The sequence below is a fragment of the Devosia sp. 919 genome (genome assembly GCF_013185965.1).
Lineage (GTDB): Bacteria > Pseudomonadota > Alphaproteobacteria > Rhizobiales > Devosiaceae > Devosia.
Map to the genome: position 1 here is coordinate 1,819,801 of NZ_JABAOL010000001.1, position 15,585 is coordinate 1,835,385.

The window sequence follows — 15,585 nt, forward strand, 5'->3', positions numbered from 1 at the left end:
TGTTCCAGATAGGATGATATCGCACAGCCGCAAGGCTCGTCTCCAGCCCGTTAACATGCTCTGCCGGTTCAACCCGCGAGAGTGAAGTGCCATACAGAAGCTGGCCTCGTGCTTTACGTTCACTGGCGCCTGTCAGCTTCGGAGTGAAACATTGACAAAACGCATGTCCAAGACCCTCGCGGCAGAGATCGCAGAACGAACAATGCAGGTCGTCAACCCGCAAAACCGCGCTCTCGCGCTGAGCGCGACGCTGCGCCGGCACGGCTTTGCCTTGCCCAACCAGTTGCCCGCTTCCATTTTGGATAAGTCCGAGCTGAAGGCCTGGTTGCTAGCCACCTACACTACAACCGGCTGACGCCAGGAGCCCATTTCGGCAATCCAGGGAGATAAGTCCCACTCGCTCAACGACAATCCTTGCGGCTTTGATCTAAGTTGCGGCAATCTCGGTTGGAACCACATAGGATTTTAGTGGTTCACTCTCCATCTTACCTCCGGAGGAAAACATGAAGAAGATTGCACCTATTGCCTTGGTCCTTGTTGGGGCCATGTCCCTTACTGCGTGCACCACCACTGAGCGTACTGTCGCTGGCGCTGCGATTGGCGCTGGCGCTGGCGCAGTTGTCGGCGGCGCGGTCGCTGGCACGCCCGGCGCCGTTGTCGGTGGCGTCGCCGGTGGCGCGACGGGCGCCGTCATTGGCCGGAACTCCCGATAGGCGACCAATACGTCTCGAGAATGTCTGGGGCTTGAGTTCGCTCGGGCCCCTTTTTCATGGGCGATGGGTTGGCGTCAGTCGCGGATCTGACGATCCGTACTGTCTCTCGCCTTGAGCTCGAAACCAAGGTTCACCACCGCGGGCACAGGGCGCTCGCCATTGGCGGCGGCAATGATCATTCCGATCGCCTGGCGCCCCATTTCGTAGCGCGGCGTGCGGATCGATGACACGCTCGGCGCGCTAGCTGCAGCATATTCCAGGTCGTTATAGCCCATAATGCCGAACTGGCTCGGTACCCGGATATGTCGCCGCTGGCACTCGAAAAGGGCGCCCAGGGCCATGTCATCATTGTTGCAGAATACGGCATCTGCATCCGGCACCAGTTCCAGAAAATCGGCGAGCATCTCCGCGCCTCGGGTGACCGAAGATGGGTGCGGGCTGGTATAGATCAGCCTTTCGTCAAACAGATCGACAGCTTGCAAAACGTCCCGATATCCCTCTAGCCGCCGTTGCGCGCGCGGGTCCATACGGGCTCCAATGAAACCGATACGCCGATAACCTTTCTCCAGCAGGTGCCGCGCCGCGGCGCGCCCGCCTTCCCGGTGGTCAAACCCGATCATCATGTCGATCGGGCTGGCGCCGATGTCCATGATCTGCACCACCGGACAGCCGAAGCTGTCGAGCATGGCACGCGCCAACTCGCTTTGATCGATTCCCGCGACCACGAGCCCCGCGGGACGTTGTGCACCAAACAAGCGCAGAAGCTCTTCTTCCTTGCGGTTCGTATAACGCGAATTGCCCAGCTGCACTTGGTAAGCTGTGCCTTCCGCCGCGTCGAAAATACCCCGAAGCACCTCCGCAAAGACCTGGTTGGTCAGGGATGGGATGATCACCCCGATGGTCGAGGTGGTCGCGGATGCGAGCGCGCGGGCTGCCTGGTTAGGTGTATAGCCGAGACTCGCAACGGCCTCTTTTACCCTCGCCAAAGCAAGCCCGGACACTATGTCAGGCGTGCGCAAAGCGCGAGATGCGGTGATAACGCTTACACCAGCAGCGGCCGCAACATCCTTAAGCGTTACCGCTCTGTAACTTCTGCCATTTTCCCCCATCGCCCCTCCAAATGCACCCGCCCGCAGCAGGTGAGCCGTTGACAATGACATACGCTGTCATTTAAGCCGTTGTCTATATTGACGGCTGTCCAGGGCAGTCGTGAGGGGAGAGCGGCAGGCCGCAATGTGCGGCAGGCCGTGGGGAGAAGATCATCGTGACCAATGCGACTCCGTTCGCCACGCTCGGGGCATGCTTGCCATGAGGCGGCTCACTTCGGGCATCGGCAGGATCATCGAGGTATCCCTTGTGCTGCTGCTTGCAGGCATGGCGGCCATGATCTTTCTCAATGTCGTGCTTCGCTACGGCTTTAATTCCGGCCTGGTCATTTCCGAGGAAATGAGCCGGTTCTTCTTTGTCTGGCTCACCTTTATTGGGGCCGTGTTGGCCTTCAGTGAGAATGGTCATCTGGGTGTCGAAACGCTGGTCCGGCGGTTCGGTCGCCGTGGCCGCATCATCTGCATGGCGCTGACCAACATCCTCATCCTGTTTTGCGTGGTGGTTCTGTTCTGGGGCACCTGGATGCAGGCGCCGATCAACGCCTCCATGCGTTCGCCAGTCGCTGGCATGCCCCTAGCCTATGTGTTCGGTGTCACCTTCTTTACCGCGGCCGGCATTGGTGTGATCGCGATCTGGCGGCTGTTCCGAATTTTCACCGGCCGGGTGACCGAAGGCGAGATCGCCCAGTTCGTGGGTGACTACGAGAGTATCGACAGCTTGCTGGAGCGCGGCGAATGACGCTGTTCGTATTCCTCTCGTCACTGCTGGGCGCCATGGCCATCGGCGCACCGATCGCCTTTGCGCTGATGTTCTGCGGCATCGTGCTCATGACCTATATGGGCATCTTCAATCCGCAGATCGTCGCTCAGAACATGGTCGATGGCACCAACAGCTTCATTCTGCTGGCCATTCCGTTCTTCATCCTCGCCGGTGAGTTGATGAATGCGGGTGGCCTGTCCAAGCGCATCATCGATTTCGCCATCTCCTTTGTTGGGCATCTCCGTGGCGGCCTCGGCTTTGTCGCCATCTTCGCAGCCCTGATCATGGCCTCGCTGTCGGGTTCTGCGGCCGCCGACACGGCAGCGCTGGCCGCCATCCTGATCCCCATGATGAGCAAGGCCGGCTACAACGTGCCTCGTTCTGCTGGCTTGATCGCAGCCGGGGGCATTATCGCCCCAGTGATCCCACCTTCCATCGCCTTCATCGTTTTTGGCGTGGCCGCCAATGTGTCGATCACTCAGCTGTTCCTGGCCGGCATCGTGCCGGGCCTGCTGATGGCGGTGGCGCTGCTAGTTGCTTGGTCCATCGTGTCGCGTCGGGATGGCGTCGAGGTCCTGCCCAAGCAGGATTGGGGTGCCCGCGGCCGTGCCACCTTGCGTGCTGGCTGGGCGCTGATGATGCCCGTGATCATTCTGGGCGGCATTCGCTTCGGCATCTTCACGCCAACCGAGGCTGGTGTGATCGCCGCCGTATACGCCATGTTCGTCGGCCTGTTCATCTATCGCGAACTCAAGCTTGTCGATCTTTATTGGGTGTTCCTGCGCGCCGCCAAGACCACATCGGTTGTCCTGTTCCTCGTCGCTGGTGCGTTGGTGTCCGCCTGGCTCATCACCAGCGCCAATATCCCGGGCGAGATCACCCGTATTCTTGAGCCGGTGATGGGCAACCAACTGCTCCTGATGCTGCTCATCATGGTGCTGGTCTTCGTCGTCGGTACGGCGCTCGATCTCACCCCCACCATTCTCATTCTTACCCCGGTCCTGATGCCCATCGTGCGTCAGGCCGGTATCGACCCGGTCTACTTCGGCGTCCTGTTCATCATGAACAACTGCATCGGCCTGCTGACGCCGCCCGTTGGTGTCGTGCTCAATGTGGTGAGCGGCGTAGCGCGCGTGCCCCTTGGCAAGGTTATCACCGGCGTGATGCCGTTCCTGCTGGCGCACTGTTTTGTGCTGCTGCTGCTGGTACTGTTTCCAGAACTTGTCCTCACGCCGTTGCGCTGGCTGCGCTAGCCCCGCCGCGAGGACCTGACGACTAAAGAACGACGTCCAAAAGAGGAGGACAACCACATGACACTCAAGGCACTTCTTGCCGCAAGCGTATCGGCAACCCTGATCGCGGCCCTGACCGTCCCGGCCAGCGCCGAAGTATCCCAGCGCACTATCCGCATCGCCAACGGCATTGCCGCCGATCATCCGGTGGGCGACGGCGTCGACGCGATGACCCAGTGCATCGCCGAACGCACCGACGGCGCCTGGACCGTCAACGCCTTCTGGAGCTCGGCGCTGGGCGACGATCTGCAGTCCGCCCAGTCCCTTCGTTCAGGCACGCTGGAAATGGTGATCTCCTCAAGCTCGCCACTTGTCGCCATCGAGCCGGCACTGGGCGTGTTTGATCTGCCCTTCCTGATCTCGAGCGAACAGGAAGCTGATGCGCTACTGGATGGCGAGTTCGGCCAGTACATCGCCGACATGATGCCCAAGCACAACTTGGTCAACTTGTCCTATTGGGAGAACGGCTTCCGCAATCTTTCCAACTCGCTGCGTCCGGTGGAAAGCCTTGAGGACTTCAAGGGCATGCGCGTTCGCGTGATGCAGAACAACATCTTCCTCGATACCTTCCAGACGCTGGGCACCAACGCCACGCCAATGGCATTCGGCGAAGTGTTCACGGCCCTCGAAACCGGCGCCATCGATGCGCAGGAAAACCCCTATGTGACGATCGACACCTCGCGCTTCTTTGAAGTGCAGGATTACGTCTCCAACACCCGCCACGCCTATACGCCGTTCATGGTCCTGTTCTCGAAGCCGATCTTTGACACCTACTCGGCCGAAGAGCAGCAGATCCTGCAGGAATGCTCCGTGGTTGGCCGCGACGTGCAGCGCAAGGCCAGCCGCACGCTTTCCGAGCAGTCGCTCCAGCGCATCAAGGATGCGGGCCTTGAGGTCAACGACATCTCGCCAGAGAACATGGCCAAGATCCGCGAAGCCGTGCAGGGCGTCTACGAGCGCAGCGCCGCCACCATCGGTGCCGAGGTGGTTGAGCGGGTCAACGCTGCTCTGACTGAAATCCGCGGCTAAACCCGCGAGCGCAGAACGGAGCGGGACCAGTGCTACGGTCCCGCCTCTTGTTTGACCTTTATGGCCTACCCAATCCGCTGCTCGTTACTCAGCACGGCGCGGACAACCGCTCCCGGATTGCCTAGATGAAGATCACCGGCGTCGAAACGCTTCGGCTTGCCGAATTTGCCAACATTGTCTGGATTATTCTGCGCACCGACGAGGGCGTGAGCGGTCTGGGCGAAACCTTCATGGGCGCCGCAGCCGTTGAAGCCTATATCCACGAGACAGTTGCGCCAAAACTGATCGGCCGTGACCCGCTGCAGATCGAAGCCATTAATCGGGACCTGATCGGTTATCTTGGCTGGCGCGGGGCCGGTGTGGAAACACGCGGAAATTCCGCGGTGGATATCGCGCTTTGGGACATCTTCGGCAAAGTGCTTGGGGTGCCGATCTCGGTGGCCCTGGGTGGCAAGTCGCGCGACAAGATCCGCACCTACAACACCTGCGCCGGCTACCGTTACATCCGCGATGCGCGCGCGCAAAGTGTTGCCAATTGGGGCATGGGCGAAGCCGCCCCCGGTCCATACGAAGACTTGGACGCATTCCTCAACCGCGCCGACGATCTAGCCCACTCCCTGCTCGAGCAGGGCATCACCGGCATGAAGATCTGGCCCTTCGACTTGGCGGCCGAGCGTACCAATGGCCTGGATATCTCTGCCGAGGAGCTCACGATCGCTCTGGCGCCCTTTGAGCGCATACGCCGGGCGGTAGGCGACAAGATGGATATCATGGTGGAGTTCCACTCACTGTGGAAACTGCCGGCCGCCCAGCGCATCGCCCGCGCGCTCAAGCCCTACGACACCTTCTGGCACGAAGATCCTGTTCGCATGGATAGCCTCGAGACGCTCAAGGCCTATGCGCCCCATTCCGATGCGATGATCTGTGCCTCTGAAACGCTGGCCTATCCCCATGCCTTCCGCGACTATCTCGCGACCGGTGTCGCGGGCGTTGCCATGCTCGATTTGTCCTGGTGCGGTGGCCTCTCCGAAGCCCGAAAAATCGCTGCCCTCGCCGAAGCCCACCACATCCCCGTGGCGCCCCATGATTGCACGGGTCCCGTCGTGTTCATGGCCTCCTGCCATTTTTCGCTCCATGCGCGAAACACCCTGATCCAGGAGTCCGTGCGAGCCTTTTACACCGGCTGGTACACCGAACTTGTGACCGCGTTGCCCCTCGTCAGCAAAGGCGAGATTTCGGTCACCGACGCGCCCGGCTTGGGGCTTGAGCTTCTGCCTGAGTTGTTTACCCGCCCCGATGCCATCCACCGCCGCTCAGGCGCCGACGGAGAAGTGACGTGACCACATCTAAGCCAGCCATGTCCCCCGCTCGAATGGGGGTGCTCGTCATGCTGCTGGCGATGTTCCTGTTCTCGCTCAATGATGCGATGGGCAAGTGGCTGGTCTCGACCTATTCGGTCGGTCAGGTCCTGCTGCTGCGCTCCGCCGTGGCGCTGCTGATCCTCTTACCCTTCCTGTGGAAAGCGGGACTGCGCCCGATCCTTTCGGCTGAGCGCCCCTGGCTGCAGTTCATGCGCGTCGTGTTCTCTACCGCAGAAGTGTTCTGCTTTTACTGGGCGGTGTATTACCTGCCGCTCGCCGACGTGATGACCTATTGGCTGGCCGCGCCCATCTATGTCGCAGCCCTTTCGCCAATCCTGCTCAAGGAAAAGGTCGGGCCAGTGCGCTGGGCCGCCATCGCCCTGGGCTTTGTCGGCGTGCTCGTTGCGCTCACCCCCTCCGGTGAGATCAATTTCATCGCGCTGGGCGCTGCCTTGGTCGGCACGCTGGCCTTTGCCCTGATGATGATCACCGGCCGCACCCTGCGCGGCACGCCCGATACTACGCTGGTGCTGTTCCAACTCGCGGGCGCACTGGTGGCCGGCCTGGTGCTGACCCCCTTCAGCTGGACCACGCCAACCGCGCCCGACCTCCTGCTGCTCGGCGCGCTCGGCGTTGTGGCCATGGTAGCCCATATCGGGGTCAATCGTGCGGTCAAGCTGGCCGATGCGGCAACCATCGCGCCCCTGCAGTACACGCTGCTGCCCTGGGCCATTATCCTGGGCTATCTGTTCTTTGGCGACCTGCCACGCCCGCTGACGCTGCTCGGAGCGGCCATCATCCTGGCTTCCAGCTTCATCATCTATCTGCGCGAACACCGCGCCAAGACCGAACTCGGCGCGGCCCAGCCGGAACCGGGTTGATCAGGTCGCCCACATCTTCTTGCGCGAGGTCTTGCCGATGCCGGGGTTGAAGCTGTTGGTCGGATCTAGGCTCCGGTAAAACTCTTCAAGCGCCGGCTGCGCCTTGTAGAGGTGCCCCACATTGTGCTCGGCCGGATACTGCGCGCCGCGCGTGTCGAGGATCGCCAGCATCTCTTCTTCGAGCGCGTGGCAATCCACATCCTTCTTGGCCAAATATTCTTGGTGCAGCACGTGGCAGAAGAAATGCCCGCAATAGATCGTGCGCTCGATCCGCTCGGTGATGCTGGCCGGCAGGGTTTCGAACCAATCAACCGCATTGCGGGGCAGGGCGACATCGAGCGCCACGATATTCTCGACCGTCTTTTTGTGCGTGGCGCGATAGCGTACCACTGAACCACCCACCACGAAGCGATGCAGGAACGCAGCTTCCCCTTCCTCCTTGGTGCATTCGAAAAAGTCCGCATCCCCACTTGGGAGGCGCGCCGCCAGATACTCGCGTGCTTCGGCCACGCCATCCCCGCCCATCTTGAGCAGCAGGTGATGGGTATAGCGGTCGCGATACTCGTTCATGCGCTTGGGTAGGTGCTCCGGCCATAGCCGCGCCAGGGCATTCAGCACATGATCGCCAATGGTGGAGCCGAGCCGCAACTGCTCGGTCAGGCCATCGAACCAGCTCTTGGCCGCATAGGCCTTGGGCACATTGTCGGTGCCAAAGGCGCGGATGAACAGGAACAAATCCTTGCCGTAGACCTGCGCGGTCTCATAGGCCTCCCGGTGGATATATTCCCCGGCAATCGGCAGGTTCTCGAATCTGGCGAGGATATCGCGCCGGATCTCCCCCAACGTATTGGGGTCATTAGCGCCGATATAGAACACGGTCACATCCTTGTCCGCCTCGAAGGTGTCGAGCCGTACCGCAAACACGCCGATGCGGCCGGCCGAGCCCGAAGCCTCATAATGCCGCCGCGGATCGGCGTTGAACCGCGCCGGAGTTGGGGCATCGATATCGCGCACATGCTCACAATATTGCTTGTCCGAGGCCCACTGATTACTCGCATGAGTGATGTCGCTGTCCCGATAATCCTTGCGGTCCAGCCGCGACAGCACCGTCTCCGGATCATCGCCCAGCGCCACGCCCAGATGGTTGACCAGCTGCAATCGTCCTTCGGCATCGACCTGCGCATAAAGGGCAAACTGCGTATAGGCCGGCCCACGCCGGATCAGCGAGCCACCCGAATTGTTGCACACCCCGCCCGTGACCGACGCCCCGATGCAGCTCGAGCCAATAACGGAATGCGGCTCGCGGCCTATGGGGCGGAGCGCTTTTTCCAGCTTGTCTAGGGTGGCGCCGGGCAGGGCGATCACCTGGCGCCCGTCCTCGATCAGGTCGATCCGGTCGATCCGCATCGTGTTGATGATGACGATGGGTCGGTCATAATCGTTCCCTGCCGGCGTTGACCCGCCGGTCAGGCCCGTATTGGCCGCCTGGAAGATGACGATCACATCGGCCGCAACGCAGGCCTCGAGCACCCGCCATTGCTCGAGCAGCGTCGCCGGCCGCACCGCAGCCAGGATTTCTCCATCGCCGTAACGATAGCCCTTGCGGAAGCGGCGGGTGGCTCGCTCGCCTACATGCACATGTCCCGGTCCCACAATCGCTTCGAAAGTGTCGATCAGCCGTTCCATGCTGCAGCTCCGAAATTTCAGACCGTTGCCGCTTAGCACAGCGCAAACTAGTTTTCACGCCTCCGAGGTGACCGAGACGTTCAATAATCAGCGCTTTTCATCGGCAGACCGCAGGGGCGCAGAACTGCTTAGAGGAAATCGGCACGATGTGGCGTGAACACATCCACGAGGCGGCCCCGCTCAAGCGCCTTGACGCCATGGACCAGCCCTGACGGCACGATGAAGCTGCCCCCTTGGCCGACGGTTTGGGTTACCCCGTCGATGGTGACTTCGAACGAGCCCTCCGCCACATAGCTCACCTGGATATGGGGATGGCTGTGCAAGGCGCCGATCGCACCGGCTTCGAAGGCGAACTCGACCTGCATCAGTTCGTCGGAGTGGATCAGCACCCGTCGTTTATTGCCGGGGCCCAGCTCGGTCCAAGGGGTTTCTTCGGCCTGTGCAAAGAGCTTCATTTCATTACCTCGCGAGCCAGCCGCCATCCACGGGGATGACAGCGCCATGCATGTAGTTTGCAGCGTTTGACAGCAAGAACACTGCCGCATCGCCAATATCGGCAGGGGCACCCCAGCGCCCCGCTGGAATCCGCCCGAGGATCGCAGCCGAACGTTCCGGATCGGCCCGCAGGGCGGCGGTATTGTTGGTCTGGATATAGCCGGGGGCAATGGCATTGACGTTGATGCCCCGCGCAGCCCATTCATTGGCCAGCAGCCGGGTGATGCCGAGCACGCCGCTCTTGGACGCCGTATAGCTCGCCACCCGCACGCCACCTTGGAAGCTGAGCATGGACGCGATGTTGACGATGCGCGCCGGGCGGTTCGCCGCCAGCGCCTTTCGCCCTAAAGCCTGGCAGAGAAAGAACATGCTCTTGAGATTGGTGTCCATCACATCGTCCCAATCGGCTTCCGTGAGGTCAACCGCATCGGCCCGCCTGATGATGCCGGCATTGTTGACCAGCCCATCCACCGGGCCATGTTGGTCCCAGACGGCATCGAACATGGCTTGGGCGGCGCTGGTTGAACTCAGGTCTGCCTGCACTGGCACGAACGGGGCCGCCAGTTCCGCCAGCAACCCCGCAGTTTCATTCATGCTGGATCGGCCAACCCCGATCACGCGCGCGCCGGCCCGTCCAACCGATACTGCGATGCCTTGGCCGATCCCCGTATTGGCGCCGGTCACCACCACCGTTTTGCCTTGAAGGCTGAATGCCGAAAGGTCCGTCACAGCAGTTGATCCATGCCGACCTTCTCGACATCGGTATAATCGACATTGTCGCCGGCCATCGCCCAAATAAAGGTGTAGGACCCCGTGCCTGCGCCTGCATGGATCGACCAGGGCGGGGAAATCACCGCCTGCTCGTTGCGCACGATCAGGTGCCGGGTTTCTTCGGGCTCGCCCATTAGATGCACCACCAGCGCATCGGGCTTGAGATCGAAGTAGAGATAAGCTTCCATGCGCCGGTCATGCACATGGGCCGGCATGGTGTTCCACACCGAACCCGGGGCAAAGCTCGTCAGCCCGACCACCAACTGGCAGGTCTGCACGCTATCGGCGTTGACGAACTGGAAGATCGAGCGCTCGTTGGCCGTTTCCTGGCTGCCGAGGTCGAGCCGCTTGGCGTCGCTCTGCCGGATGAGCTTGGTCGGGTACCCGGCATGTGCCGGTGCGCTCAGCAGGTAGAACTTGGCCGGCTCGCTCTCGCCGGCCGAAGCGAAGCTGACCGCTTGGCTGCCCATGCCGATATAAAGCATGTCGCGCGGCGCGAGTTCGTGCCTGGTGCCATCCACCTCGATGCTGCCGGGCCCGCCAACATTAACGGCAATCAGTTCGCGCCGATCCAGAAAAGCCGCCGTGCCAGTAGGCGCAATGGATTCAAGCGTGAGCGGCGAGCCTGCCGGCATGGCGCCACCCACGGCCATGCGATCATAATGGGTATAGGTCCAGTTTACTCCGCCCGGCGTAAACAGGCTCTCGATCAGGAAATGCTCCCGCAATTCCTCGGTGTTCATGGTGGCCGCGCTGACCGGGTCGATGGCGAAGCGAATTTCATGTTCAGTGGTCATAACTGGTCCTCGGTAAGCGGGTTAGACGGTGCGCAGGCGGGCGCGATAGCGCTCCTGGCTGCGGGAAAGATGCTGGCGCATGGCCTCACGTGCGGCGGCCGCGTCCTGTGCCGAGATCGCCTCCATGATAGCGCGGTGTTCTCGCTGTAGCCCCGCCTGATACTCACGGCTTAGAACAGTTTCGGTGCTCCAGGGCGAGGCCACATCGCATGGAATGGTTCGGCTACCCAGCGCTTCGAGCACCTCGGTGTAGAATGGGTTGTTGGTTGCCGCGGCAATCGCGCGATGGAAAGCGAAGTCGGTCTTGCCCGTGGGAATTCCCAGCTTGAGCAAACGGCCAAACTCGTTCCAGGCCTCCTGAATGGCAGCTTCCTGGCTGGCGCTGCGCCGCACCGCTGCCAGACCCGCGGCTTCGATCTCGATGCCCATGCGCACTTCAAGCACGTTGATGGCGACGGAAATCTTGTTGGCGCTTTCCGCCCCCAGGGCGTTGAAGGGGCTGGCCGGACTGGGCACAACGAACACCCCGGCGCCCTGGCGCGCCTGCACCAGCCCGTCGGCTGCAAGAGCTGCGATTGCCTCGCGCACCACCGTGCGGCTGACGCCGAAGATCGTCGTCATCTGCCCCTCAGTAGGCAGTTTGCCGCTCGCATCATATTCGCCCGCCGCGATCCGCCGGCGCAGCGTTCCGGTCACGAGGTCAGCAAGCTTTGGTCTTCGCAGGGCAGGGGAGCTTTCGGTCGCGCTCATCGCCTATCCCCTGAACAACGCCGGCAGCCACAGCGACAGGGCAGGGATATAGGTGACCAGGCCCAATACCACGATCCCGGCAAGGTAGAACGGCCAGATACTCTTCATCGCCTCCATCACGCTGATCTTGCCCACCGCAGCCGCCACGAACTGCACCGGCCCGAGCGGTGGCGTATTGAGCCCGATCCCGAGATTGAGGATCATGATCACCCCGAAATGCACGGGGTCCACGCCAAATGCCTTCACCATCGGCAAGAAGATCGGCGTCGTGATGATGATCAGTGGTCCCATATCCATGAAGGTGCCCAGCAGCAGCAGGGCCACATTGATCATCAGCAGGACCAGCAGGGGGTCCGAGGAGATCGTCGCCATGCCTTCGGTCAGAATGAGCGCGACCTTCAGATAGGCCATTAGCCAGGCAAAGCTCGCCGCCGCTCCGATGATAAACAACACCATTGCCGTGGTCCGCACCGCCCCCAACACGGCGTGGACGAACTCGCTCCAGTTGAGCGAGCGGTAAATGATGAGGGTCACGAGCAGCGCATAGATCACCGCGATGCAGGAGCTTTCTGTCGCGGTGAATATCCCGGAGCGCACCCCGCCAAAGATGATGACGATGAGCATCAAGCCAGGGATGGAAACAAGGAAGAAGTAGCCGGCGCGCCGAAAGCCCGGAAAAGGCTCGGTGGGGTAACCGCGCTTGACGGCAACGAAATAAGCGGTGATCGCCAGCACGACCGCCAACAGCAAGCCCGGAATTATGCCGGCGGTGAATAGATCGGCAATCGAGATATTGCCACCGCCCGAGAGCGAATAGATGATCATGTTGTGGCTGGGCGGCAGCAGCAGCGCGATCAGCGCCGCCATGGAGGTCACATTGACCGCATAATCAGCGCCATAGCCGCGCGCCTTCATCTGCGGGATCATGATGCCACCAACCGCCGCAGCTTCCGCTACGGCTGAGCCCGAAATGCCGCCAAACAGTGTTGAGGCGGCGATATTGACTTGCCCGAGGCCGCCCCGCACATGCCCGATCAGCGAGCCGGCAAAAGAGATGATGCGCGAAGCAATCCCACCCCGCATCATCAGATCGCCGGCAAAGATGAAGAACGGAATGGCGAGCAGGCTGAACGCGGACACGCCTGAATTGAGCTGCTGGAACACCACGATCGGCGGACGGCCTAGATACACAATGGTGGCAAAGCTCGCGATGCCCAGGCAAAACGCGATAGGCGTGCCGATCACCATCAGGACGGTGAAGACGCCAAAAAGAATCCAGTATTCCATTGCGTTCAGGCCTCGGTGATCGTGGGATCGGCGGCAACATCATCGATGGGCTCGCCGGCCATGCGCAGCAGCAGGCGCTCGGCCGCAAACAGGCACATCAAGGCGCCGGAGATCACGATGGGGAAGTAGGTGAATGAGGTAGGGAGGCCGAGCACCGGAATCCGTGTCGCCCAGTAGCGGATTGCGAGCTCGCCGCCGTAAAAAACCATGCCAAGGGCAAAGGCAAACACGCACAGATCACTGATCGCGCGCAACCATGGCTTGGCACTGGGCGGCAGCACGTAAAGCAGCACGTCAAAGCCCATATGGAAGTTCTCGCGCACCCCCACGGCTGCGCCCAGGAAGATGAACCAGGTCATCAGCATGATCGAGCCGCTCTCCGTCCAGGCGGGGGAGGCGTTGATCACGAAGCGCATGAACACCTGGTAGGCAACGATCGCCGTCATCGCCACAAGGCCAATGCCGGCCAGCCATAAAATGACGGTCGAGAGCTGTCCCAGCCGGCGGCTGGTGGGCAAGAGCCAGGTTCGCATTGCAGTTGGACCTCATGGGTGAGCCTGCCGAGCCACCCGTGGTGGCCCGCAAGTCGTCACGCGCCCCCGTCAGCGCCATGCGGCGGAGCGCGGTGGAATTGGCCGGCGCCCGAGCGCCGGCCTCCGTTTTTTCCGGTTAGCCTTCGGTGGCCTGGATGCGGGCAACCAGATCCTGCAGCGCCGGGTCGGTGACATATTTGTCGTAGACCGGCTTCATCGCTTCGATAAAGGGAGCCTTGTCGACTTCGTTGATCTCGGCACCGAGTGCTTCCACGGCAGCCTTGGATTCCACTTCCTTGGCGGCCCAGAGCTCGCGCTGCTTGGCAACGGACTCCTTGGCGGCTTCGCGGAACAGCGCCTGGTCTTCTGGCGTCAGGCCATCCCAGACCACCTTGGAGATCACCAGCACTTCGGGCACCATCAGGTGCTCGTCCAGCGAATAGTATTTCGCCACTTCCGCATGGCCGGCCGTGTCGTAGCTGGGATAGTTGTTTTCCGCGCCATCGATCACCCCGGTCTGGATACCCGAATAAACTTCGCCATAGGGCATGGGCGTGGCATTGCCACCAAAGGCGGCGACCATATCGACGAAGATATCGGACTGCATGACGCGCATCTTCATGCCCGAGATGTCAGCCGGGGAGGTGATGGGCTTCTGGCTGTTGTAGAACGAGCGCGCGCCACCATCGTAGAACGCAAGCGCCACCACATCCACCTTGTCAAAGGCGGCCAGGATTTCTTCCCCGATCGGGCCATCCAGCACCGCATGGAAGTGATCGGCCGAGCGGAAGATATAGGGCAGCTGCGTGACCGTGGCTTCCGGCACCTGCGTGCCAAAGGCACCAATCGATATGCGATTCATATCGATGACGCCGAACTGCGTCTGCTCGATCGTGTCCTTTTCCTCGCCCAGCTGGGCGGAATGGAAAACTTCGACGCTGTAGCGGCCATCGGTTTTCTGGCTCAGCAATTCGCCGAAATGCTTGACTGCTTCCACCGTTGGGTAGCCGTCGGGATGCGTGTCGGACGAGCGCAGCACGGTTTGCGCGCTGGCGGTCGAAAGCATCAGGGTCGTAGCGACGAGCGCCGTCGCTGCCAATTTAGGCAGATGAAACATGGTATCCTCCCATATGCATGTCCGTGCGCTTTGCTCTAGGCATCGGCACCCCTGCTGGCTGCATTCTGGCCAGCACCGGCAGCGCTATTGCGCTTTGGGAACTGCATGATTGGTAGAAAACGGCTCAAATCCAGTCAACATACAAATACCAAAAATTGTATGATGAATTCCGTAAGCGTCTGCGGAGCTATTGTTGAGGGGGCAGAAGGGTAAGTATAGGCGCGTCCAAGCTAAAGCATACTCGGCCGAGTGACTCCGCCGGCGCCATTTTTGGCGCTGCGCAGCACCTCGGCCAGATCAAGCGCAATGCTGGCTTCCATTGCCGCTCGCGCCTTAGCCCGGTCGCCCGCTTCGATGGCGTGGATCAGCTCATCATGGAGACCGATCGCGCAGGTGGCGTATTGCGGCAGCACATTGGCTCCGCCCTTTGAGACCGCGAGCGCCAGGGTGAGTTCCACCACGCCCAGCACCGAGCGAAGGAGGGGATTACCCGATCCATCCGCCAGCACGCGGTGGATTTCGAGACAGGCGAGGCCAAACTGTTCGGCGCTGCTGTCGGCCGTGCTCATCTGGTGCAGCCAGTATTTCATCAGGCGCACCTGCTCGGCGGTCCGTCGCTGCGCCATCCGTTCCGCTGCCTGCGCCTCCAGCGGCGCGCGCACCTCAAAGAGACCCTCGATGAACGGACGGGGCAGAGCGGCATAAAAGTGCCAAGACAACACCTGCGGGTCGAAATAATTCCAACGGCTTTGCGGCGACACTCTTGTGCCGATCTTGGGCCGCGCTTCCACCAGCCCCTTGGCCTCAAGCGTCTTGAGCGCTTCGCGCAACACGGTGCGCGACACGCCATAGCTCTCCATCATCTCCGCGTCGCTGGCCAGCGTGGAGCCGACGGGAAAGCTTCCGCCCACAATGGCTTGCCCGATTTCATTGATCACGAAGCTATGGAAGTTCCGTGCAGCGGGCCGCCCGGAAAGCGAGCGGATAAGGCTGCCAGGTTCGATCAT

The 15,585-nt window shown here is 61.4% G+C and carries 17 protein-coding genes; 7 read left to right on the top strand and 10 right to left on the bottom strand.

Annotated features, from left to right (window positions below; genetic code table 11):
• Positions 1-163: 163 nt before the first annotated feature.
• Both HRQ64_RS08760 and HRQ64_RS08765 read left to right on the top strand, forming a co-directional pair.
• The gene (locus HRQ64_RS08760; protein ID WP_172123012.1) at positions 164-355 is read left to right on the top strand and encodes a hypothetical protein; all 192 of its coding nucleotides are present in this window, start codon (positions 164-166) and stop codon (positions 353-355) included.
• Positions 356-503: 148 nt separating this feature from the next.
• Entirely contained in the window at positions 504-713 is a 210-nt protein-coding gene (locus tag HRQ64_RS08765; protein ID WP_127752722.1) for a YMGG-like glycine zipper-containing protein, read from the top strand.
• Between the two features lie 74 nt (positions 714-787).
• Here HRQ64_RS08765 and HRQ64_RS08770 read toward each other — a convergent pair whose 3' ends face one another.
• Positions 788-1,822, bottom strand: a complete 1,035-nt coding sequence (locus HRQ64_RS08770) for a LacI family DNA-binding transcriptional regulator (RefSeq protein WP_172123013.1) — start codon at positions 1,820-1,822, stop codon at positions 788-790.
• 199 nt (positions 1,823-2,021) lie between these two features.
• On the opposite strand from HRQ64_RS08770, the gene HRQ64_RS08775 reads away from it, so the two are divergent.
• From HRQ64_RS08775 to HRQ64_RS08795, 5 genes are all read left to right on the top strand, one after another.
• Positions 2,022-2,558: a TRAP transporter small permease gene (locus HRQ64_RS08775; protein WP_127752724.1), complete on the top strand. Its 537-nt coding sequence runs from the start codon at positions 2,022-2,024 to the stop codon at positions 2,556-2,558.
• A complete protein-coding gene (locus tag HRQ64_RS08780) occupies positions 2,555-3,832 on the top strand; it encodes a TRAP transporter large permease subunit (RefSeq protein WP_127752725.1) in 1,278 nt (425 codons plus the stop codon). Before HRQ64_RS08775 ends, HRQ64_RS08780 begins: the two co-directional genes overlap by 4 nt.
• Before the next feature lie 57 nt (positions 3,833-3,889).
• Positions 3,890-4,900, top strand: coding sequence for a TRAP transporter substrate-binding protein (locus tag HRQ64_RS08785; protein ID WP_172123014.1), 1,011 nt, complete (start codon positions 3,890-3,892; stop codon positions 4,898-4,900).
• Between the two features lie 125 nt (positions 4,901-5,025).
• Positions 5,026-6,240 (top strand): mandelate racemase/muconate lactonizing enzyme family protein, encoded by a 1,215-nt coding sequence (locus HRQ64_RS08790; protein WP_127752727.1) that lies wholly within the window; start codon positions 5,026-5,028, stop codon positions 6,238-6,240.
• A gap of 17 nt (positions 6,241-6,257) precedes the next feature.
• Entirely contained in the window at positions 6,258-7,142 is an 885-nt protein-coding gene (locus HRQ64_RS08795; protein ID WP_210258623.1) for a DMT family transporter, read from the top strand.
• Here HRQ64_RS08795 and dld read toward each other — a convergent pair whose 3' ends face one another.
• The 9 genes from dld to HRQ64_RS08840 form a co-directional block, all read right to left on the bottom strand.
• Positions 7,143-8,828, bottom strand: a complete 1,686-nt coding sequence (gene dld / locus HRQ64_RS08800) for a D-lactate dehydrogenase (protein WP_172123015.1) — start codon at positions 8,826-8,828, stop codon at positions 7,143-7,145.
• Between the two features lie 128 nt (positions 8,829-8,956).
• Positions 8,957-9,283 (bottom strand): cupin domain-containing protein, encoded by a 327-nt coding sequence (locus HRQ64_RS08805; RefSeq protein WP_248306945.1) that lies wholly within the window; start codon positions 9,281-9,283, stop codon positions 8,957-8,959.
• Positions 9,284-9,287: 4 nt separating this feature from the next.
• A complete protein-coding gene (kduD, locus tag HRQ64_RS08810; RefSeq protein ID WP_172123016.1) occupies positions 9,288-10,052 on the bottom strand; it encodes a 2-dehydro-3-deoxy-D-gluconate 5-dehydrogenase KduD in 765 nt (254 codons plus the stop codon).
• Positions 10,049-10,891, bottom strand: a complete 843-nt coding sequence (gene kduI / locus HRQ64_RS08815) for a 5-dehydro-4-deoxy-D-glucuronate isomerase (protein ID WP_172123017.1) — start codon at positions 10,889-10,891, stop codon at positions 10,049-10,051. Before kduI ends, kduD begins: the two co-directional genes overlap by 4 nt.
• A gap of 21 nt (positions 10,892-10,912) precedes the next feature.
• Positions 10,913-11,641, bottom strand: a complete 729-nt coding sequence (locus tag HRQ64_RS08820) for a FadR/GntR family transcriptional regulator (protein WP_172123018.1) — start codon at positions 11,639-11,641, stop codon at positions 10,913-10,915.
• 3 nt (positions 11,642-11,644) lie between these two features.
• Positions 11,645-12,928: a TRAP transporter large permease gene (locus tag HRQ64_RS08825; RefSeq protein ID WP_172123019.1), complete on the bottom strand. Its 1,284-nt coding sequence runs from the start codon at positions 12,926-12,928 to the stop codon at positions 11,645-11,647.
• A 5-nt stretch (positions 12,929-12,933) separates the two neighbouring features.
• On the bottom strand, positions 12,934-13,461 hold the full coding sequence (locus HRQ64_RS08830; RefSeq protein WP_172123020.1) for a TRAP transporter small permease: 528 nt from the start codon (positions 13,459-13,461) through the stop codon (positions 12,934-12,936).
• 136 nt (positions 13,462-13,597) lie between these two features.
• A complete protein-coding gene (locus tag HRQ64_RS08835) occupies positions 13,598-14,578 on the bottom strand; it encodes a TRAP transporter substrate-binding protein (RefSeq protein ID WP_172123021.1) in 981 nt (326 codons plus the stop codon).
• A gap of 230 nt (positions 14,579-14,808) precedes the next feature.
• Positions 14,809-15,585 carry a FadR/GntR family transcriptional regulator gene (locus HRQ64_RS08840; protein WP_172123022.1) on the bottom strand — a complete coding sequence of 259 codons (777 nt, stop codon included), beginning with the start codon at positions 15,583-15,585 and terminating at the stop codon, positions 14,809-14,811.

Excerpts from the sequence above, each read along its gene's own strand:
- HRQ64_RS08760 (WP_172123012.1), top strand. The coding sequence starts at position 164 with ATGTCCAAGACCCTCGCGGCAGAGATCGCAGAACGAACAATGCAGGTC.
- HRQ64_RS08765 (WP_127752722.1), top strand. The coding sequence starts at position 504 with ATGAAGAAGATTGCACCTATTGCCTTGGTCCTTGTTGGGGCCATGTCC.
- HRQ64_RS08770 (WP_172123013.1), bottom strand. The coding sequence starts at position 1,822 with ATGGGGGAAAATGGCAGAAGTTACAGAGCGGTAACGCTTAAGGATGTT.
- HRQ64_RS08775 (WP_127752724.1), top strand. The coding sequence starts at position 2,022 with ATGAGGCGGCTCACTTCGGGCATCGGCAGGATCATCGAGGTATCCCTT.
- HRQ64_RS08780 (WP_127752725.1), top strand. The coding sequence starts at position 2,555 with ATGACGCTGTTCGTATTCCTCTCGTCACTGCTGGGCGCCATGGCCATC.
- HRQ64_RS08785 (WP_172123014.1), top strand. The coding sequence starts at position 3,890 with ATGACACTCAAGGCACTTCTTGCCGCAAGCGTATCGGCAACCCTGATC.
- HRQ64_RS08790 (WP_127752727.1), top strand. The coding sequence starts at position 5,026 with ATGAAGATCACCGGCGTCGAAACGCTTCGGCTTGCCGAATTTGCCAAC.
- HRQ64_RS08795 (WP_210258623.1), top strand. The coding sequence starts at position 6,258 with ATGTCCCCCGCTCGAATGGGGGTGCTCGTCATGCTGCTGGCGATGTTC.
- dld (WP_172123015.1), bottom strand. The coding sequence starts at position 8,828 with ATGGAACGGCTGATCGACACTTTCGAAGCGATTGTGGGACCGGGACAT.
- HRQ64_RS08805 (WP_248306945.1), bottom strand. The coding sequence starts at position 9,283 with ATGAAGCTCTTTGCACAGGCCGAAGAAACCCCTTGGACCGAGCTGGGC.
- kduI (WP_172123017.1), bottom strand. The coding sequence starts at position 10,891 with ATGACCACTGAACATGAAATTCGCTTCGCCATCGACCCGGTCAGCGCG.
- HRQ64_RS08820 (WP_172123018.1), bottom strand. The coding sequence starts at position 11,641 with ATGAGCGCGACCGAAAGCTCCCCTGCCCTGCGAAGACCAAAGCTTGCT.
- HRQ64_RS08825 (WP_172123019.1), bottom strand. The coding sequence starts at position 12,928 with ATGGAATACTGGATTCTTTTTGGCGTCTTCACCGTCCTGATGGTGATC.
- HRQ64_RS08830 (WP_172123020.1), bottom strand. The coding sequence starts at position 13,461 with ATGCGAACCTGGCTCTTGCCCACCAGCCGCCGGCTGGGACAGCTCTCG.
- HRQ64_RS08835 (WP_172123021.1), bottom strand. The coding sequence starts at position 14,578 with ATGTTTCATCTGCCTAAATTGGCAGCGACGGCGCTCGTCGCTACGACC.
- HRQ64_RS08840 (WP_172123022.1), bottom strand. The coding sequence starts at position 15,585 with ATGATCGAACCTGGCAGCCTTATCCGCTCGCTTTCCGGGCGGCCCGCT.